At 43.3% G+C, this 19,419-nt stretch carries 22 protein-coding genes; 8 read left to right on the top strand and 14 right to left on the bottom strand.

What is annotated here, in order from left to right:
* Nucleotides 1-35: 35 nt before the first annotated feature.
* From GQR89_RS02710 to GQR89_RS02695, 4 genes are read left to right on the top strand one after another with little or no spacing between them, the layout of a single operon-like run.
* A complete protein-coding gene (locus tag GQR89_RS02710; protein WP_158768637.1) occupies nucleotides 36-764 on the top strand; it encodes a SapC family protein in 729 nt (242 codons plus the stop codon).
* A gap of 36 nt (nucleotides 765-800) precedes the next feature.
* Nucleotides 801-1,817, top strand: a complete 1,017-nt coding sequence (locus GQR89_RS02705) for a cupin-like domain-containing protein (RefSeq protein ID WP_158768636.1) — start codon at nucleotides 801-803, stop codon at nucleotides 1,815-1,817.
* 39 nt (nucleotides 1,818-1,856) lie between these two features.
* Nucleotides 1,857-3,350 (top strand): tryptophan halogenase family protein, encoded by a 1,494-nt coding sequence (locus tag GQR89_RS02700; RefSeq protein ID WP_158768635.1) that lies wholly within the window; start codon nucleotides 1,857-1,859, stop codon nucleotides 3,348-3,350.
* Complete coding sequence (locus tag GQR89_RS02695) at nucleotides 3,350-4,060, top strand: DUF6445 family protein (protein WP_158768634.1); 711 nt, start codon at nucleotides 3,350-3,352, stop codon at nucleotides 4,058-4,060. Before GQR89_RS02700 ends, GQR89_RS02695 begins: the two co-directional genes overlap by 1 nt.
* A 50-nt stretch (nucleotides 4,061-4,110) precedes the next feature.
* On the opposite strand, the gene GQR89_RS02690 is transcribed toward GQR89_RS02695, so the two are convergent.
* Nucleotides 4,111-4,806: an endonuclease/exonuclease/phosphatase family protein gene (locus GQR89_RS02690; RefSeq protein WP_158768633.1), complete on the bottom strand. Its 696-nt coding sequence runs from the start codon at nucleotides 4,804-4,806 to the stop codon at nucleotides 4,111-4,113.
* Between the two features lie 6 nt (nucleotides 4,807-4,812).
* Nucleotides 4,813-6,975 (bottom strand): VTT domain-containing protein, encoded by a 2,163-nt coding sequence (locus GQR89_RS02685; RefSeq protein ID WP_158772111.1) that lies wholly within the window; start codon nucleotides 6,973-6,975, stop codon nucleotides 4,813-4,815.
* Nucleotides 6,976-7,360: 385 nt separating this feature from the next.
* On the opposite strand from GQR89_RS02685, the gene GQR89_RS02680 reads away from it, so the two are divergent.
* On the top strand, nucleotides 7,361-7,567 hold the full coding sequence (locus GQR89_RS02680; RefSeq protein WP_158768632.1) for a cold-shock protein: 207 nt from the start codon (nucleotides 7,361-7,363) through the stop codon (nucleotides 7,565-7,567).
* A gap of 95 nt (nucleotides 7,568-7,662) precedes the next feature.
* Here GQR89_RS02680 and tpx read toward each other — a convergent pair whose 3' ends face one another.
* On the bottom strand, nucleotides 7,663-8,157 hold the full coding sequence (gene tpx, locus GQR89_RS02675) for a thiol peroxidase (RefSeq protein WP_158768631.1): 495 nt from the start codon (nucleotides 8,155-8,157) through the stop codon (nucleotides 7,663-7,665).
* A 111-nt stretch (nucleotides 8,158-8,268) separates the two neighbouring features.
* Between tpx and GQR89_RS02670 the strand changes: the two genes are divergently transcribed.
* Nucleotides 8,269-8,796 (top strand): hypothetical protein, encoded by a 528-nt coding sequence (locus GQR89_RS02670; protein ID WP_199271364.1) that lies wholly within the window; start codon nucleotides 8,269-8,271, stop codon nucleotides 8,794-8,796.
* A gap of 4 nt (nucleotides 8,797-8,800) precedes the next feature.
* On the opposite strand, the gene folA is transcribed toward GQR89_RS02670, so the two are convergent.
* From folA to rplU, 4 genes are all read right to left on the bottom strand, one after another.
* Nucleotides 8,801-9,316: a type 3 dihydrofolate reductase gene (gene folA, locus GQR89_RS02665; protein WP_158768630.1), complete on the bottom strand. Its 516-nt coding sequence runs from the start codon at nucleotides 9,314-9,316 to the stop codon at nucleotides 8,801-8,803.
* Between the two features lie 114 nt (nucleotides 9,317-9,430).
* On the bottom strand, nucleotides 9,431-10,603 hold the full coding sequence (gene cgtA / locus GQR89_RS02660) for an Obg family GTPase CgtA (protein WP_158768629.1): 1,173 nt from the start codon (nucleotides 10,601-10,603) through the stop codon (nucleotides 9,431-9,433).
* A gap of 173 nt (nucleotides 10,604-10,776) precedes the next feature.
* Complete coding sequence (gene rpmA, locus GQR89_RS02655; RefSeq protein WP_006990966.1) at nucleotides 10,777-11,034, bottom strand: 50S ribosomal protein L27; 258 nt, start codon at nucleotides 11,032-11,034, stop codon at nucleotides 10,777-10,779.
* A gap of 15 nt (nucleotides 11,035-11,049) precedes the next feature.
* Nucleotides 11,050-11,361, bottom strand: coding sequence for a 50S ribosomal protein L21 (gene rplU, locus GQR89_RS02650; protein ID WP_158768628.1), 312 nt, complete (start codon nucleotides 11,359-11,361; stop codon nucleotides 11,050-11,052).
* Nucleotides 11,362-11,603: 242 nt separating this feature from the next.
* Here rplU and ispB point away from each other — a divergent pair, with 242 nt between their 5' ends.
* The gene (gene ispB, locus GQR89_RS02645; protein WP_158768627.1) at nucleotides 11,604-12,575 is read left to right on the top strand and encodes an octaprenyl diphosphate synthase; all 972 of its coding nucleotides are present in this window, start codon (nucleotides 11,604-11,606) and stop codon (nucleotides 12,573-12,575) included.
* Nucleotides 12,576-12,650: 75 nt separating this feature from the next.
* On the opposite strand, the gene GQR89_RS02640 is transcribed toward ispB, so the two are convergent.
* Genes GQR89_RS02640 through GQR89_RS02630 form a run of 3 tightly spaced genes read right to left on the bottom strand, consistent with a single transcriptional unit; the run spans nucleotide 12,651 to nucleotide 14,729 of the window.
* On the bottom strand, nucleotides 12,651-13,610 hold the full coding sequence (locus GQR89_RS02640) for a DUF4097 family beta strand repeat-containing protein (protein ID WP_158768626.1): 960 nt from the start codon (nucleotides 13,608-13,610) through the stop codon (nucleotides 12,651-12,653).
* Between the two features lie 23 nt (nucleotides 13,611-13,633).
* Complete coding sequence (locus tag GQR89_RS02635; RefSeq protein WP_158768625.1) at nucleotides 13,634-14,170, bottom strand: hypothetical protein; 537 nt, start codon at nucleotides 14,168-14,170, stop codon at nucleotides 13,634-13,636.
* Nucleotides 14,163-14,729, bottom strand: coding sequence for an RNA polymerase sigma factor (locus tag GQR89_RS02630; RefSeq protein ID WP_158768624.1), 567 nt, complete (start codon nucleotides 14,727-14,729; stop codon nucleotides 14,163-14,165). The genes GQR89_RS02635 and GQR89_RS02630 overlap by 8 nt, the downstream gene beginning before the upstream one ends.
* Before the next feature lie 90 nt (nucleotides 14,730-14,819).
* Between GQR89_RS02630 and GQR89_RS02625 the strand changes: the two genes are divergently transcribed.
* Complete coding sequence (locus GQR89_RS02625) at nucleotides 14,820-15,458, top strand: MOSC domain-containing protein (protein WP_158768623.1); 639 nt, start codon at nucleotides 14,820-14,822, stop codon at nucleotides 15,456-15,458.
* Nucleotides 15,459-15,533: 75 nt separating this feature from the next.
* Here GQR89_RS02625 and rplI read toward each other — a convergent pair whose 3' ends face one another.
* The 4 genes from rplI to arcB form a co-directional block, all read right to left on the bottom strand.
* Nucleotides 15,534-15,986 (bottom strand): 50S ribosomal protein L9, encoded by a 453-nt coding sequence (gene rplI / locus GQR89_RS02620; RefSeq protein WP_158768622.1) that lies wholly within the window; start codon nucleotides 15,984-15,986, stop codon nucleotides 15,534-15,536.
* A gap of 26 nt (nucleotides 15,987-16,012) precedes the next feature.
* Entirely contained in the window at nucleotides 16,013-16,240 is a 228-nt protein-coding gene (gene rpsR / locus GQR89_RS02615; protein ID WP_007107201.1) for a 30S ribosomal protein S18, read from the bottom strand.
* Between the two features lie 11 nt (nucleotides 16,241-16,251).
* Nucleotides 16,252-16,659 (bottom strand): 30S ribosomal protein S6, encoded by a 408-nt coding sequence (rpsF, locus tag GQR89_RS02610; RefSeq protein WP_199271410.1) that lies wholly within the window; start codon nucleotides 16,657-16,659, stop codon nucleotides 16,252-16,254.
* 214 nt (nucleotides 16,660-16,873) lie between these two features.
* A complete protein-coding gene (gene arcB / locus GQR89_RS02605; protein WP_158768620.1) occupies nucleotides 16,874-19,219 on the bottom strand; it encodes an aerobic respiration two-component sensor histidine kinase ArcB in 2,346 nt (781 codons plus the stop codon).
* Between the last annotated feature and the right edge of the window lie 200 nt (nucleotides 19,220-19,419).

Below are 19,419 nucleotides of genomic sequence, written 5' to 3'. Positions count from 1 at the left end.
CTTACCCTTATCTAATTAACGCAATGGGATCCATAATGGCCAACAACGTATTACTTAACAGTATCGATCATCAAAATATAAAAGTGATTACCGAACATTCACCAGCGTATGGTGACAACTTATGGTACAGCCCCACTTTCCCTAGCGAATTCAGAAGTGTTCAAGCCTACTATCCTATATTCTTTAACAAAGATCCCAGCAGCGGAAAATTTTTCGCCATTGCATTATTCGGTTTTAAGGATCAAGAAAACTTATTCTTGCAGGATAACAAATGGCAAGCTGGCTATATTCCCCTGACCGTTGCCAGACAGCCTTTCTTGATAGGCATACAAAAGGTCAAAGAAGACGGAATTGAAAAAGAACAAAGAGTTTTACATATCGATCTTGATAACCCTCGAGTGAACCAAGAACAAGGGGAGCCATTATTTTTAACTCATGGCGGCAATAGTCCCTACGTAGACCGCGCAGCTGATATGTTAGAAGCGATACATCACGGTTTTGCAGACAGTACTGCATTTATCGATTGTCTGGTTGAGCATCAGTTGTTAGAGACATTTACCTTAGACATCACACTCAACGATGAAACTAAATATCAAATGATTGGATTTTATGCCATTAACGAAGATAAGCTCAATGCACTCGACGGTGAAGTATTAGGCAAGTTACATGAAAAAGGCTATTTACAGGCCATTTATATGGCTATCGCTTCACAAGCTAATATCAGAACCTTGATGAATAAGAAAAACGAACTGTTAGGGCTATAACAGTCTGTTACGCCTAACCTAGCTGAGTACAATCCAATGTTGGCAGTCGAAAAAAACGTTAAACAAATTACCAACTGTCGTCCCGGCGATATTCCACCGTTTGTTTTGTCGTCCACTGAGCCCCTTATTTTGAAAGGGTTTGCAGATGCATGGCCAATTGTTGAGGCTGGGCTGAAATCAACGAAGTTGGCCGCGGACTATCTACGTGGTCTGTATAACGGCAAGCCCGTATTTAGTGCTTATGGCGAACCGCATACTCAAGGACGTGTTTTTTATAACGACGATATGACAGGCTTTAATTGCCAGGGTGTAAAGGCCGATCTCAATCTGCTGTTGGATAAACTATTAGCTCATGATGCCGATCCTTCCCCTCCTACCATCTATGTCGCATCTGCTGAGGTAAATAATTGGCTACCCGGTTTTAACCAACAAAATAATGCGGGTATTGATGACTTCAATCCATTAACCAGTATCTGGATTGGTAATCAAAGTAAGATTGCCGCCCATTATGACGTACCCAATAATTTAGCTTGCTGCGTAGTGGGCAAAAGACGCTATACCGTTTTCCCTCCAGAGCAAATAACTAATCTATATGTAGGACCGATGGAGTTATCTCCCGGGGGACAAGATATTAGTTTGGTCGATTTTAGCCATCCAGACTATGCCAAGTTTCCGAAATTCAAACAGGCTTTAGCAGCGGCTCAAGTCGCTGACTTAGAGCCCGGAGATGCCTTATTTTTACCCAGTATGTGGTGGCATCATGTTGAGGCTTTAACGTCTTTTAACGTATTGGTAACCCATTGGTGGCGAGATACTCCAGCCTTTATGGGTAGGCCTGAAAATGCATTAAAGCTCGCAATATTGAGTTTGCGTAATTTACCCCCTGCACAGCGCGATGCGTGGAAAGCCATTTTTGAGCATTACATCTTCGACCATCAGCCTGGGGATTTAGACCACATTCCTGATGCAGTAAAAGGGATGTTATCTCAACCTCTGGATCTACTATCGGCTAAAAAAATCAGAGCGGAATTGCTCAATAAATTAAAAGTCTAAGCACTCGTTGCTCGCATTATTTATAGGACGAAAACACAGATGAAAAAACAACCGATTAAACGCGTCGTAATTGCCGGTGGTGGCACAGCAGGTTGGATGGCCGCAGCAGCGCTATCTAAACTGTTAGGCAAAAATTTATCTGTTTCATTGATAGAGTCCGACGACATCCCCACGGTAGGCGTGGGTGAAGCGACAATACCCACCTTACATATTTTCCATCGTTTGCTAGGCATAAATGAACAAGAATTCATGGCTGCTACCAATGCAACATTCAAGTTGGGTATTAAGTTTGAAAACTGGGCTGAAGTGGGTCAAGACTATATCCACTCTTTTGGCTTTCTTGGTCAAGGTTGCTGGGCCGCGGGATTTCAGCACTTTTGGCTCAAAGGTCAACAAAAAGGCATAACCAGTCAAATTGGCGATTACATACCCGAGCACTTAGCTTGCCGCGAAGGTCGGTTTGCAGTGCTTGCCAATCAGGATCAAAACCACGCCTACCACTTGGATGCAGGCTTATACGCCAAGTTTTTACGTAAAATTGCCCAACAACATGGTTGCAAACGTATCGAAGGTAAAATTCAAACGGTGACCTTAAATGATGATTCTGGCCATATTGACTCCCTAACTTTAGCGTCGGGTGAGATTATTGAAGGTGATTTATTTATTGATTGCACGGGTTTTAGGGGCTTATTAATAGAGCAAGCCTTGCACACCGGTTTTGAAGATTGGAGTCACTGGTTACCGTGCGACAGTGCAGTAGCAGTGCAGACCACTGCAACAGAAAACCCAGTGCCATATACTCGCTCAATAGCCCGAGACGCTGGCTGGCAATGGCGTATACCACTGCAAAACCGTACCGGGAACGGCCTGGTCTTTTGCAGTAAATACATGACTGACGATCAAGCAAAAGAAGCGCTACTGGCAAACATTGAAGGGGAAACCCTCAACGAACCACGTGTTATTAAATACAAAACAGGTACGCGGCGTAAACATTGGAATAAAAACTGTGTGGCAATTGGCCTATCATCTGGTTTTATAGAGCCTTTAGAATCGACCGGTATTCATCTTTTTCAACGAGCGATAGTACGGCTTATGCTTATGTTCCCAAGCGATGGCATAGAACAAGCCGAAGTTGACGAATTTAACATCCAAAGCCGTGCCGATGTAGACGATATAAAAGATTTTATTATTTTGCATTATCACCAAACTCAGCGTACCGACACCCCATTTTGGCGATACTGTAAAAATATGGCTGTTCCCGACACGCTTACCCATCGTATGGCATTGTTTGAAACCACAGGGAAGGTCTACAAAAAAGCCGAAGAGCTATTCGGCGAAACCTCGTGGATCCAAGTTATGTTAGGTCAAGGCATAACGCCTACGCAATATCACCCTATCGTCGATATGATGGGCGATGAAGAATTACAGCGTTTCCTTGATAACATTAAAAACAACGTCAAGAAAAAGGTAACTAACTGGCCTGATGTAAACGACTTTATTCGCCATTATTGCCAAACGAATATTGTGCGCTAATGCTGTCACCCTTTACTAAAAATCCTAACAGCACAGTAAAAGTCATGTTCGTAGGGAGTGAACAAACACCGGTAATCGTTATCGACGATATGCTGTTAACACCACAAGCGGTCGAGGCCGACGCTTGTGCAAACACGGATTTTAGCCCAGCAGAAAATGGCTTTTACCCCGGCACACGCTCTGCACTTCCAAGGGAATACATCATAGAAGTAGTCCGAGCGTGTTATCAAAAAATAGCTGAGGTTTATGCGATACCCCTAGCGTTACAACTTAAACCCCAAGCGGGTTATTACTCATTGGTTAGTACCCCAGGGAATAGATTGTCTGTTTTACAACGCATACCCCACTATGACGCCACTGAGCCTTATTATTTTGCACTTTTGCATTATATCAATACTGATCAACATGGTGGCACAGGCTTTTTTAGAGACAACTCGTCAGGCTTTGAACGTATTGGGCAGGATAGAGAAGAAACGTATTTACAATCTGCAGAGCACTTTATCAATCATATTCAGGCGCCTGCTGCTGCATATATTACTGCCTCAACCAAACAATTCACCTTGCACTCAAGGGTCGATTATAAACCTAACCGTCTTGTTATTTACCCCGGTAATTTACTGCATTCAGGGTTGATTGATGAACACAATGATGTGAGTGTTAATCCTGTCAATGGGCGCCTAACAGCCAATATATTTATCAATTTTACCTAGCTAGCTTAATACATAACGAACATTCCCTAGGGCAAAAGTCTATCTGCGCTTCAAATATCAACTTCTAACAAGATAGGATAATGATCAGAATAAAAGCGAGTTTCTGGGGTCTTAAGCACCCTTGCCTTCACATACATAGAAGCAAACGTTGTCCACATTCTGTCCAACCGAAACAACGGAAATGTGGTAGGGAAAGTCGCGCTTACTGTCTGCTCTGTTAACACCTCATTGATCCCTTTAAATGCTTGGGTGAAGAACTGCCATTCATTGAAATCTCCCCCTAGAATTATTGGCGTCGTGGATACCTGCAACTTTTCACGTAAATACTCATCAAGAAGTGCAAATTGCTTTCGCCGCTCGCTTTTCTTTAAACCTTTGTGGGTATTAATTATCCGTAGCGGGCCAATATCAGTGTCTAGCACCACTTCTTGTATATTGCGTGGCTGAACATCTTTTTGGCTCACATCTAAGGTTTTTTTTGACAGCACAGGAAAGCGACTCAAGATAGCGTTGCCATACCACCCGTTAGATTCTTGCAAGGCGGCTGACTCAGCAAGATCAGTAAAATGCCCCGCGCACAAATCTTCAATGTCCTGCTCAGTCTTACGTTCAGTTGGTCGGGTATCCATTTCCTGAATCAGCGCAATATCAATATCCTGTGATGCTAAAAATAAGCCAATACGATGATAATTTTGCACCTTATCAACTCCGACGCCACTATGAATGTTATATGTCACTATCCGCATGTTGTTTTATCCATTCTGTGCTTTCTTAAGCTGATACATACGCGCTAGTTTCTGCGAAACAAAGATCATTAAGATCCAACAAGCGATCCCGCCGGCCAAATAACCAATAGCTTGTGGCGTAGGGTCGCTAAAAATTTGACCTAAAGAGTCACCGACTAAACCTTTTGCAATCATGGGAGGGAACATTCCCAAAAAGGTACCTGCTAAGAACTGCATTAATCCAATAGACGAAATCCCAGCAACCAAGTTAACTAGACTAAAAGGTGCCACGGGTAGCAGGCGTATAACTGCCACCCCAACAACGCCACTGTTTTTAAATTTTTCATCAACCGCTTGAATCTTCGCGCCGCCCAATTTGCGCAACCCGTTGCTACCCATTACGTGCCCTAAACCAAACATCATTGCCGAGCTAATTAACGCCCCAATCATTCCGTAGATGGGGCCCCATATAGGTCCGTATACGGCCGCGACCGCCAGTGACAAGACGGTGACAGGAAAAAATAATAAACCAGCCACCACGTAAACAAGGCAGATAGTCGGTATCACCCACATGGTTCCGCGCGTATCTTGTAGAAACTGCTCCAGTTTATCCGCCGATAACCAAGGTATGGAATGCGCGGCCCAAAAAATCAAGCCTCCGAGAACCAGTACCAACAACGCGGCCATAAGAAAGACGATGGTTTTTTGCTTAGGGTTACCCACGCCTACGACTTTGCCATTCGCCATTTGTATGGGGGCAATAAGGGGTTTTTCAGGGTCGGATAAAGAATTGAAAACAGGCTGCCATGCCTTACTGGTAAATTGCGTATCCTCGACTTCTGCTAATTGATAACTGTGTGGCTGTTGTTCACTTAGCAAATTTCCTAATGGGTCTTGTGTGCTAAATATCTCTTCCACCTGCTCAATAGAGCGCCCTGTGTGTTCAGCCAGTAGATCGTCTCGCACCCTAACAATGTCTCGTTTATTTTGCTCTGTGTCCGCAGCGAAAATTAAATCTACTTCCGTATCTAAACTCATTGAACGGTTACTGATATTTGACGACCCAATGACCAGGTAACGATCGTCAATACTCATTACTTTTGAGTGCACTCGCTTTTGCGTGCTGTTTCCCTGTTCATTGGTAAGGGTCGAATAGGTCATCTTTACTCGACTTTCATCAATACCTGCCGCTAAGATACGCTTAAAATCAATTCTGCTTGCCCAAAACGCCTCACTCTCGAATTTTCCTTTAGGTTCATAAGAACTAACAATCACAACTTGTAAACGCGAATGTGTCTTTAGTTGTTTATTCAAAGCCTCAGCTATTTCTTGTCGAGTGGTAAATTGATTTTCGATAAAGATAAAATGCTCCGCCTGAGCGATAAGATCAAGCAGCATCCGACGTACCTCTTGCACAGGCTCAACACCATCCATAAAAGGGATAGTACGCGCCAGCGCACAGGGTAAGTTTTTCATCGACGGGGGAAAATGTTCAGGCCAAGACTGTGGCACTTGCTTTAAAGAGAGGTTAGATGAATCAAACGGAATCGCTTTTTGTTCGCTGATCCGGTCCCAACGCCATCGCACTAGCTTACCGAATGATTCAACAATCGGACCACTGGTCAGTACTTGAACATCATGTAAAGGGCCATGGGGGCCATCGGGGCCCACACGTTGTGGATGCTCAACAAGGTGTTCTCGAGTGTCCCATCGGTTAGTCGATACATCCATACCACCTGAAAACACGATTTCATCATCGATCACGACGACTTTCTGGTGTTGACTACCGCCCATGGGTATCGTGCTGTCTAAGGTTGTTTGCACATTGTCAGGGGTTTTGTTATCCCACACTTCTTTTGCCCACATTTCACGTTGGCTAAAGAACGCCAGTGACGAATCCCATCTCAGTAGATAAATTTTTATATTCTCGTTCTGATCCGCCTTCCATTTTAGTAGATCGCTTATGACTGATGGTGCAGTTGCATCCTTTTCTTCATCGCCGCGCAGCAGTCGTATGCGGCTATCGATGTCCCAACCGACAATAAAAATACTGCGCTGGGCTTTACAAATTGCGCTGTGTAGCGCGCGGTAATAATTAGCGCCATCAATTAAAGGCGTGGCATAGCTCGCTAGGCTTGTTTGCCAACAATTTTCATTTTGTTGAAATAACGATGAGGCATTATCTTTCATGCTTAGTCCGCCTTTTTTTGCTGTTTGACCAATTATGCTTAGCTGCATTAAAAACCACTAACCGCTAATATTTATAAAATTTACATACCAAGTGGGTATAAATTTTCTACTTATAAAAAATCATCAACATGGACAAACCCCAAGTAAAATGCGGGATAGCCATTAATTGGCTAATAGAAAGTAAATTTATTTATACGATATTTTCGGTATATATAGGACTTCCGAGCAAAATGTACGCCAGCCAGCTGTAGAACCCTCGGTACGAAAATAAGTAGAAAAAATATTCAAGTTAACGCGGAATAGAGCGGATTTACTTAAAAATAACCTATACAATGGTCGTCGCAGGTTTCTGCAAACAATTTTATTAAACAAAGTAGAGTAGATTATGAGTAAAGGTACAGTTAAGTGGTTTAATGCAGATAAAGGTTTCGGCTTCATTACTCCAGAAGACGGTGGAAAAGATTTATTTGTTCATCACTCAGAAATTAAAAGCGGTGGTGGATACGCAACTTTGAACGACGGCCAAGAGGTTGAGTTTGAAATTGGACAGAGCCCTAAAGGCCCATGCGCGAACAACGTAGTACCTGTTTAATTACAGATTTACGTTAGTAATCGCCTAAAACGAGCCGCTTTGCGGCTCGTTGCTTTTAAGCTACTAATAAAGTTTACGCTTTAATTTTCTAAAAATTAAAGTACCGCAATAGCAGCAGCGTAATCAGGCTCATCAGCCGTTTCAGATACTTGCTCTGTGTAAATAACCTTGCCACTCTCATCCAATACAACAACGCAGCGTGACAACAAACCTGTTAACGGTCCATCAATAAACTCAACTCCGTAGTCTGTACCAAATGAACTTCTAAAGCTCGATCCAGTTTCAACATTCTCAATTCCTTCAGCACCACAAAAACGTGCTGCAGCAAAAGGTAAATCAGCTGATACACATAGAACCTTGGTATTTTCTAATTTACTCGCTTGCTCGTTAAACTTGCGAACTGACATAGCACACGTGCCTGTATCCACAGACGGAAAAATATTCAGAACTAATCGCGCCCCTTTATAATCGGCCAATGTAGTTTCAGATAGGTCTGTTTTGACCAAGCGAAAATCTACCGCGTTTTCACCTACACTCGGTAATACACCAACGGTATTAAAAGGATTGCCCTGTAAAGTAACTGTGCTCATATGTTCTCCTACTTAGTTAAATTATGCTGATTCTTAAGATAACAAAATGGGGGACGAAAGATAGAAAACAATAGCCAGGTCTTATAATTACTTTCACATCAGGTATGCATTATGTCTTCGAAAATTAGATTGGTTTTGTCAGCACTCGTGGCTTTTGTATTTTACTTTAGCTGGACGTACTGGGCAAATAGCTTAGTCACAAACGATTTAGCGGTGATTTTACGTTCGGCGCTAGTGCAAGGTATGCTTAGTGGTAGTGTGACAATACTGTTTACATTTGCATTGGAAAGAGCAGTTAATCGTTTCGGTAAACACAGTGTATCATTGATATTTGTGGTACCCATATTGTGTTCTGTTTACGCAAAAACAAAGCAAAATATTGCCATATTTAAAACCTTTAATCATGCGTTGAATAAGTCTGCGGCAGTGATGCATTCAACAAGAATACCAGGAACCCTGCTAGCGCCACTTATTCCCATTGCCATGCAAGGCAGCTTAGCGCTTGGTGCAAACTTGATAAACCAAACACCTAATTTATGGTTAACCATTTTGCCCAGTATTGTATTTAGCGCAATATATGGCTATGTGTATACGTTTACTTTGCTAAATAGGCGAGAGACTCTTGACCCTGCTAGATAAAATATTACCTAGCTAAAGTAATAAAACGATAAGGTTGTGGATTTTTTTCATCTGGCTCGTTCAATTCACTGTCTATTTCTTGCCACGAACCGTCAGAATAATCAGGAAAGTAAGTATCCCCGGGGGTATCGAGATCAATAAGGGTCAAATACAGACGATTGGCATGGGCCAAAAAATGCTGATAAACGGTTCCACCGCCAATCACCATTATCTCTTGCTCATCATCACTTATTCCTTGTTGGCTCAAATGTAATTTGGCAATCGAAATAGCATCTTCACAACTGTTTACTACCGTCGCATCTGCTAGTGCATAAGATTTGTCGTTAGTAATAACAATATTCAGGCGACCAGGTAGTACCCTACCAATAGACTCGTATGTTTTACGACCCATGATAATGGGCTTGCCTAAGGTAACACGTTTGAAGTGTTTTAAGTCAGCTGGCATATGCCAAGGCATTTGGTTGTTTAAACCTATGATTCGGTTATTTGCCATTGCAGCAATTAAAGCAACTTTTGCCATTTACCTATTCCCCTACGCATACCTTGATACTGCTATTGCTACCAACTAAACTTAATTACTTCGATTAGCTAGGGCGTGCCTAACTAACCGATTAATATATTTATTTTTGGTACACTATTTTTGGTATACAACTTCGAAGTCGTCATCACCATCGAAATCATCATCATCGTCGTCGAAGTCATCATCATCATCGTCTGAATAGTTTTCAACTGTCTCTTTATGATAAGTATCCCACTTGAAGCCAACTTCTTCTTCGTCCGATTCATCAACAACGTTAGCAGGTAACGTATCGATATAATCCATGACTTTAATACACAATTCTTTAGTATTTTTACCCTGAACGGCAGAAATACTGTAATAGTCATCTTCCCAACCCATGGCTTGAGCAATTTCTTTACACAAGTCTTCTGCTTCATCTTCGAACATTAGGTCAGTCTTATTAAACACTAACCAACGCGGTTTAGCGGCTAATTTAGGGCTGTATTTTTCAAGTTCGCCCACAATTGCTCTAGCATTATCTACTGGATCAGAGCCGTCTGCAGGCATCAGGTCAATCAAATGCAGCAATACACGACAACGTTCAAGATGTTTAAGGAATTGGATCCCCAAGCCAGCCCCATCTGACGCGCCTTCGATCAAACCAGGAATATCCGCAATAACAAAGCTGCGCATAGCATCTAGGCGAACTACACCCAAATTAGGAACGAGCGTAGTGAAAGGATAATCCGCTACTTTCGGCTTAGCCGCTGACACACTGCGTATAAAGGTCGATTTACCCGCATTTGGCATACCGAGTAGACCCACATCTGCAAGTAGCATCAACTCAAGCTTAAGCATACGTACGTCACCAGGGGTACCTAAGGTCTTCTGCCTAGGTGCACGGTTTGTACTGGTTTTAAAGCGTGCATTACCTAAACCGTGAAAACCGCCTTGAGCAGCTTTAAGACGCTGACCATGCTTGGTTAAATCACCCAGTAATTCGCCCGTTTCAGTATCAGTAGCGCGTGTGCCAACTGGCACCATCACGTCAAGATCAACACCTCTGCGGCCGGTACAATCAGCACTTCGACCATTTTTACCACGCTCAGCACGATGAAATCTTTCAAAGCGATAATCGATAAGCGTGTTTAAGTTTTCATCCGCAACTAGATATACACTGCCACCATCACCACCATCACCGCCGTCCGGGCCGCCATCTGGAACATATTTTTCTCGGCGAAAACTAACCGTACCGGCTCCGCCATCACCCGCTTCTACGCGGATCTCAGCTTCATCTACAAATTTCATCGTTAACTCAACTTTAAGGTAAAGAGTATAAAGAGTTTATACTACTTCGCTGTTGTTGCGGCGTCATACCACAAATCAGCGTGCTTGCCCGCCCATTCATACATATGAAGGTAGACTTTTCAAACAAAAAACCCCGCACAAGCGGGGTCTTTTAAACTATGTAAAGTAGCTAATTACTCAGCAACGATACTTACAAACTTACGGTTTTTAGGACCTTTCACTTCGAATTGAACTTTACCATCAGATAAAGCAAACAAAGTATGATCTTTACCGATACCCATATTGTTACCAGCATGGAAACGAGTTCCACGTTGACGAACAATGATGTTACCAGCTAAAACTGACTCACCGCCGTAACGCTTAACACCTAAACGTTTACTTTCTGAGTCACGACCGTTATTAGTACTACCACCAGCCTTTTTATGTGCCATTAGTTGAAACTCCTATTAAGCGCTTATACCAGTGATTTTCACTTCCGTGAACCACTGACGGTGACCCATTTGGGTACGTGAATGCTTGCGTCGACGAAACTTAACGATCTTAACTTTATCGCCACGACCATGCGTTACGACTTCAGCTGTAATTTTTCCGCCACTAACAAAAGGCGTACCGATCTTAACGTCTTCACCATTGCTCACCATTAAGATTTCACCGAATTCAATTGACTCACCTAGAGCCACTTCGATTTTCTCAAGACGAACGGTTTGGCCTTCAGCCACACGGTGTTGTTTGCCACCACTTTGGAAAACCGCGTACATAATTAACTCCGCTCTGCGCTTATATCATTGCGCTATATATTCAAAAACAGGGCGCGAATTGTACGTGAAGCATCCAGTGGTCGCAAGTACCAAATTCAATTTATTTGCTCAAATATGCAGCAACACTTAATCTACGCGTCTTTGCGAGCAATTGTTACGTAATGTCTACTGGATACCCTGCGCAATTTCTGTAAAATCGCACGCTAATTAACACCTTATTACGTCAGAGCTGAAATTTAAGTATGGATTTAGACAACATCCTTTCACTCGCTGAGTCAGATATGCTCGCGGTCAATCAACTGATCCAGAAGCAGGTGAATTCAGATGTCTCTTTGATTAATCAACTAGGCTTTTATATCGTCAACAGTGGCGGCAAACGTTTGCGTCCCCTGTTAACCGTTTTAGCCGCCAGAGCACTTGCTATTGAAGACGAGCAACATCATACGCTGGCCGCTATTATTGAATTTATTCATACCGCTACCTTGTTGCATGACGACGTGGTTGACGAATCCACTATGCGTCGGGGCCGCGAAACAGCCAATGAAGTATTCGGCAACCAAGCCAGTGTATTGGTAGGTGACTTTCTTTATACCCGTTCGTTTCAAATGATGGTTACCTTAGATAGCATGCGCGTTATGCAGATACTGTCTGATGCAACGAATGTTATTGCAGAAGGCGAAGTATTACAGTTAATGAACTGCAACGATCCAAATACGACCGAAGAAAGCTACATGCAAGTTATCTACAGCAAAACCGCACGCTTGTTTGAAGCGGCGACGTTATTGTCTGCAGTGCTCACCAAGCAAAGTGTTAGCATAGAAAATGCCATGCAAGACTATGGCAAATACTTAGGTACAGCCTTTCAGCTGGTCGACGACATCATGGATTATGCGTCTGATAGCGAAGACATGGGCAAAAATATGGGTGATGATTTAGCTGAAGGCAAACCGACATTGCCACTTTTATATGCCATGTGGAACGGCAATGCCCAGCAAGCTGCGTTGATTAAAGAGGCCATCGAGCTAAGTAACGGTATGGACAACCTCGACGCCATTTTACATGCTATCGAAGAAACAGGCGCGTTGACTTATACCAAACAACAGGCCTTAAATGCATCTCAGCAAGCTATCGATGCATTAGCCCCGATACAAGATTCTGAGTATAAACGCGCGTTAATTGGTCTGGCGCATATATCAGTAGAACGTGTGGCTTAAGCAACACAACAGGGCATCTAATAAATGAAAATACCCCGTGACGTAAAGTAGCGAGGTATTTTTAACGCCAGTCGATTAATCTTTCGAAATACTCACGCGACCATTGACGGTTGATATTGAGACCTTACCTTGCCCTTCTCCCATGCTCGTCGCCAACCAACTACTGGGGCCGTATTTATCTTTCTTAACCCGATCTGAGGTTAGTCGATTGATTATTTTGCCACCCGCATGGGACCGTATATCAAATAGAGCAGATACCTGTTGGGTGAAATTTAATTCTATTTCTCCTCCTACTGTTGTGGCTTTTATCTCTCCACCTTTTGCTAAACTTAAATCAACACTTAATTCGCCATTTACAGTTTCCAAATTGGCGTACTTCACGGTCTGCATTGCCAATGTAACGTCGCCGTTGACGGTGGTGACTCGTACCTCTTGACTACTGGACTGCACATTTACGTCACCGTTAACCGTTTCGTATTTATCTTCGCGCCCTTGTGTGCTGCGTGAGCGAATGTCTCCATTAACGGTTTCAATGGCCACATCACCTTGTAAATCATCTGCGTTTATATCGCCATTTACAGATTCTAGCCGTAATCGCCCGGCAAGTTTCTGCGCATCAATATCGCCATTAACCGTTTCAATACTGACCCCTCCGGTAATATTACTTAACGACACATCAGCATTAACAGCGGTGTAGTTTAAGCGGCTTTGCCGTGGCACAAAGATAGTAAGTGCATCTTCATCATCTCGCCCCCAGCCTCCTCGCATGCCACTTCTGACTTTTACCTTGATGGTAACCTCGTTACCCTGACGCTCAAAAATAAAGCGTTCGGTGCGTTCTCCAAGGACCCCTTTTACTTGCACTTGCGCCTTATCCCAGCCTTTTATCTCAGCCTTGCCATTTACATGTTCAATCTCAACATATCCTTCAGGGTTAGCATCTAAGGTGCGATCCACTTTCTCACCCGCCAAGACATTTACGCTTGCGAACATGCTCGCACCCGCTAATAGTGCGCTAAGCATTAATACTTTCATCTTCATACTCCCATACACTCCTGCTAGGCCTGCGACCATTTAGGTGAATGCACTCGTTCGATTAAATTAATTTGTTGCTGATGTACGCTTTGTAGCATTTTCAACAAAGCCATATTATTGGGTTCATTTTCCAGTGCCTTTTTGATAGCAACAGCCGCACTGTCAAGCTCAGCCAACTGCTGTTGCCAATTTTGAGTTAACGCAGTTTGCCCTTGATATTGAATCAGCAAGGCACTTTTTTGCTCTTCGTGTTGCGCACTTAGGGCCGCAACCAACTCATCACCGGTGATCATGTGCTCACTGGGCATAAGGTTTTTCCAGCTCACCAAGGCTACTAGCGCTATCGCAACTGCGAGCATAACGAACTTACCTACCTCTCGAGCAAGGGGGCTTTGACTGCGCAGGGCAGAGTCATTTAAGTGATGCACATTACGGGCATCATCTTGTTGCTTCACCAACGCTAACTCAATACCCGGCCATAAATCTCGCTCCGGTTGCTTGTGCTTATTTAACGTGGCCAGCTTTTCTTGCAGCATCTGCTCAAAATCTTGTTTATGCATACCCCATCCACTCCTCTAACAACTTCTTTGCCCGATGGAATTGAGCCTTACTTGACCCCACTGCCATATTTGTCATTTGGGCAATGTCTTCATGGCGATATCCTTCAATCGCGTGCAACACAAAGACAATCCGCGCTCTTTCTGGTAAACGGGTGACGTATTTTTCGATATCAACTTCACCCACCGAAGGTTCTGCAATATGGTTTGCAGCGCTTGAGTCCTCGATATTAAACATGCGTTGCACCCAGCCACGTTGTTTACGAATATAAGAAATCGTAATATTCGAGGTCACCGTGTGCAGCCAAGTCGAAAACTTACTCTGTTCAGAGTAATCACCAATTTTACGCCATAGCTGTATAAACACCTCTTGGGCAGCATCCTCAGCCAAAGAACGGTCAGCGGTAAGCCGATAGCACAGCGCATACACCTGTCCAATATATTGGTGATACAGTTGATGATAGGCCTGTCGATTTCCATTTTTTACCGCTAGTAGTAGCTGCCGTTCTTCATCAGTGGCAAACTTATGCTTAGCGGCAACGACATTTGAATACTCAGTCAATCTTCTTTCTTCGTTGGCTAGGTTATTAAGTGAGTCGCAGACTAACTCACAAAGGTTTAAAGCAGCAAAAAATTATCTATTGGGATCAGCATGAAAGTTTTAGGTTTATTCGCAGGTACTACTCGGCCGATTGGCCCACAGAATGCCCCTTCAGGCATAGACAAACGTCCCGTTACAACGGTAACGGTCAATCACTTAGGGATAACCGACGATGTGCAAGTAGATAAACGCTACCACGGTGGTCCAGAACGGGCTTTGCACCAATATGCTTTGCGTGGGTACGAAACCATAATTAAACGGCACCCACTAATGCACAAGCGAGCAACACCAGGCAGCATAGGAGAGAATCTAACGAGTACACTAATGCACGATGAAAACGTAAACATTGGTGATATTTATGCCATTGGGCCAATTGAAGTCCAAGTTAGCTCACCCCGTATACCTTGCTGGAAAATTGAAGAAAAGTTAAACCAGAACGGGTTAGTTAAGTTTATCGCTAAACATCAAATTACTGGCTGGTATTACCGTATTTTAAAAGAAGGCGTAATTTCAATTGGCGACGACATCACATTGCTCAGCCGTGCGAATCCAGATATTTCCGTGGCGTCGTTCGTGCAGCAACACTTCGATAAAAATACCTCAGTTGACGCACTGTATATGTTAAGTCAGGCTAACGGTTTAGACCCAGAATGGAAAACGCGTTTTACTCGCCGTATTGAACAGGAATAATAAGAGTCAGCGAATTTTAGACATAAAAAAACACCGCACAAAGGCGGTGTTTTTTAGTATTCAACAAGGCTTAAATTAAGCTTCTTGAATAACAATCAATTTGATTGTAGCTGTTACTTCAGAATGCAACTGTAGATCGATTTCGAACTCACCAGTTTCACGTAAAGTACCAGTAGGCAATTTAACTTCAGATTTAACGATCTCAACACCAGCAGCAGTAATTGCTAACGCGATGTCACGAGTACCGATAGAACCGAATAATTTGCCTTCGTCGCCAGCAGGAGCTGCGATAGTGACTTCTGCAAGTTCAGCAACTTTTGCTGCACGAGCTTCAGACGCTGCAAGCTGGTCAGCAATTTTTGCTTCTAGCTCAGCACGACGTGCTTCAAATTTTTCTACGTTTGCTTTAGTAGCAGGTACCGCTTGTCCTTTAGGGAACAAAAAGTTACGTGCATAGCCTGATTTTACAGTGACACTGTCACCCAAGCCGCCCAGGTTGGCGACTTTGTTTAGTAGTATGATTTCCATCTTGCTACCTCTTATTCCGCCAGGGATTACTTGTGAGAATCAGTATATGGAAGCAATGCTAGGAAGCGCGCGCGCTTGATAGCAGTTGACAACTGACGCTGATATTTAGCGCTAGTTCCAGTGATACGGCTAGGTACGATTTTACCACTTTCAGTGACATAGTTTTTCAACATAGCGATGTCTTTATAATCTATCTGGACAACACCTTCAGCTGAAAAACGGCAGAATTTACGACGTCTAAAAAAACGAGCCATTTTTTGTCTCCTTATTCTTGTTCGTCAGAAACAGCAACTGCTGCTTCAGGTTCTACAGACTTGTCTTCAGAAGACGGTCTTTCATCACGCTTTTCACGACGCTCTTCTTTAGCCATAGGAGATTGCTCAGATTCAACACCTTTGGTTCGCATAACTAGGTTACGCAAAACAACGTCGTTGAAACGGAAAGCAGTCTCTAGCTCTTCAACCGCTTCAGCAGATGCTTCGGCATTGATAAGAACGTAGTGTGCTTTGTGTAGTTTTTCGATTGGGTAAGCCAATTGACGACGGCCCCAATCTTCCATACGGTGGATTATGCCACCATTCTGGGTAAGAATTCCGGTATAACGCTCGATCATACCTGGAACTTGTTCACTCTGGTCAGGGTGAACCATGAATACGATTTCGTAATGACGCATCATATTGCTCCTCACGGTTGTAGCCTCGACAGCACAGTCAAACTGTATGGAGACAAGGAACTAATAAAGGTGACTGTTTTAAGCGGCGCGAATTGTATATAAACTGGCCGGTCGGCACAAGCTATATTTATGCTTATACTCACCTTGTTATATTTAGCGTGGTCGATAAGGTAGATTACGGGCGTAATCTACCTTAAAAGAAGCTCTTTGAGGATTAATCATCAATGTCTTGTTTCATTAACCAACTGCTGAGTTTTTGCATATCTTGATCGGCGGCAAACGTTAGTTCTTCAACCCAGTCATGTACATTTTGCCACCAAGCAGGGTGATCGCCCTGCTGTATTTGGTTAGCAATTTTCTGCACGCGCGCTAAACCCACAGAGCCTGCTGCTCCTTTAATTTTATGGGCTTGTGAGCAGACCTCATCTTTTTCATTGGCACTTAAACTAAGCTGTAATATTTCTAAATAAACCGGCATATTTTCTTCGAACACTTTTACACTGGTGCTGACCATTTCGTGACCTATGGTATCCACCAGCGTTTGCAGCAAGTCTAAATCAAGAATGGCGTCTAACTCGCTATCTTGCTCTTCATCTTTAGGTTTATGAGACTCATAAGAGTGCTCACTGAAGAGTGAATTAAATACTTCGATAATTCTGCTTTTCTTAACAGGTTTTGCGATAACGTCGTCCATGCCACTATCAAGATACTCTTGACGGCGTTTAATTACGTTAGCGGTCAAAGCCACTATACTCGTTTGCTCAACCAAACCTTCCTCGTGCAGGGTGCTCGCCACATCAAACCCGGTCATATCAGGTAACTGAATATCGAGCAGTATCAAGTCGTATTGCTTGTCACGCACCATTTGAATCGCTTCAGAACCTGTCATGGCAACATCCACATGTTGTTCTAGCTTCTCAAGTAATGCTTTGGCGACCATCACATTTAGTTCGATATCTTCAACCAAAAGTATATTCAGGCCCCGAACCTGCAATTCTTCAACCTGCATGGGACGTTTGCTTATAGGCAACGGCAACTCAACCGTGAAACACGTGCCTTTACCTATTTCGCTACTAACTTTAATGTCACCATGCATTAACGACACCATCTGCTGACAAATTGCCAGTCCGATACCGGTACCGGTGGCGCTTTGATGTTCAGGCAAATTAACCTGGTAATACATGGCGAATATTTTATCTAATTCAGTTTGCGGAATACCGACGCCCGTATCCCCAACACGGAATTTTACGTGGCTAATGCCATCCCCTGTGGTATGCGCTTCGACGCTGAGACTCACCCTGCCTTTTTGCGTAAATTTGACCGCATTAAACAGTAAATTCCATAAAATCTGCCTTAAGCGCGTGCCATCGACTTCTACAAAATCAGGTAACGGCTCGCGAATTTCTGTGTCGAACGCAAGATTTTTATCTGCCGCCAGCAATTTAATAATACTGCTGAGTTCTTCAGTGAAATCTTTAATCGATACCGTTTTTAACGACAATTCAAGTTTGTCACGGCCCATGCGGTCTATATCAATGATATCGTTAAAGATATTACCTAAGGTAATGCCACTAGCATAAATCGTACTTACCCAAGCAAATTGCTCTTTATCCAGCTTGGTATCGCGTAACATGCGACTTAGCCCAACAATACCGTTTAGCGGTGTACGTAACTCGTGGCTTATTGTAGCAATAAACTTGGTTTTATCTTTACTGGCCTTGGCAACAATATTCTCAGCTTGTTTACGTTCAGTGATATCACGGCCAAATGCCAATAAACCTAAACGCGTACCATCTTCTGCATAAAAAGGTACTTTGCGCATTTCGAAATAGCCTCTGCGACCATCCGCAAAACGTAACCAAATTTCCTCGGTGATACTGATATTTTTCTCTAAGACTTCCTGATCACTTGCCGCTACCTGACGAGCCAATTCTTCTTCCCACACTTCATGAGGTGTAAGGCCAATCAGCTCTGCTTCAGTGTGTCCAGTCATCTGTTCCGCGACGCGGTTACAACCTGCAAATTGGCCTTCTTCATTGCGGTAATAAATTAAATCAGGAGAGGCATCAATGATGGAGCGCAACAAAGTAGATAAACGCAGTGCTTGCGCCTCTTTTTCAGCCCGCTCTTTTATTTCGTTTTCCAATTCAACAAATACATTTTCACGTTCTGCCTGCGCATTTTTGCGCTGCTCTATCTCGTAATTAAGCTGTTTGATATTATTTTGTAGCTCTCGGCTAAGAATAATATCTTCTTCTCGTAGGCGCTCCAATTGCGTCACAGCTTCGGCTAGATGCCCTCTGGAACGCTCAAGCTGCTTCACGAGTTCACTGAAGAAAAACAGTACCCAAGGCGCGCTGACAATGGTCAGTATAATTGCGCTCATAAAATCTTCGAGTTTGACGTCGCCGATAATATATATGCGTAGAAAATAGGTGCCTGTCATGGTGAAAACAAGGGTGAGGAATACGAACAACACGCTGACCCGCAGTGTGCCAAAACGATTGATAAACTGGGCAAATCTAAGGGCCCAAGGTTCTACTGACTCTTGACGCTGCATGCAATGATTCCATATTTTGAACAGATGTCTATGAGCGCGACATGCTAGCAAGTTCGTTCGCAGGGTCAACAGATAATGCAAAGTTGCCTTGCCAATTTCCCACGCAATCCATATATTTCTTGTAAAGAATGCCTATTTAACGCGATGTCTGCCTACTCAAATTTACTTTTTATGCACTTTTTTTAAATAATTATTCTAAC

Origin of the sequence: Paraglaciecola sp. L1A13 (genome assembly GCF_009796745.1) — a bacterium.
GTDB lineage: Bacteria > Pseudomonadota > Gammaproteobacteria > Enterobacterales > Alteromonadaceae > Paraglaciecola.
The sequence above is the reverse complement of the archived record's forward strand: the minus strand, read 5'-3'. Positions and strand labels throughout refer to the sequence as shown.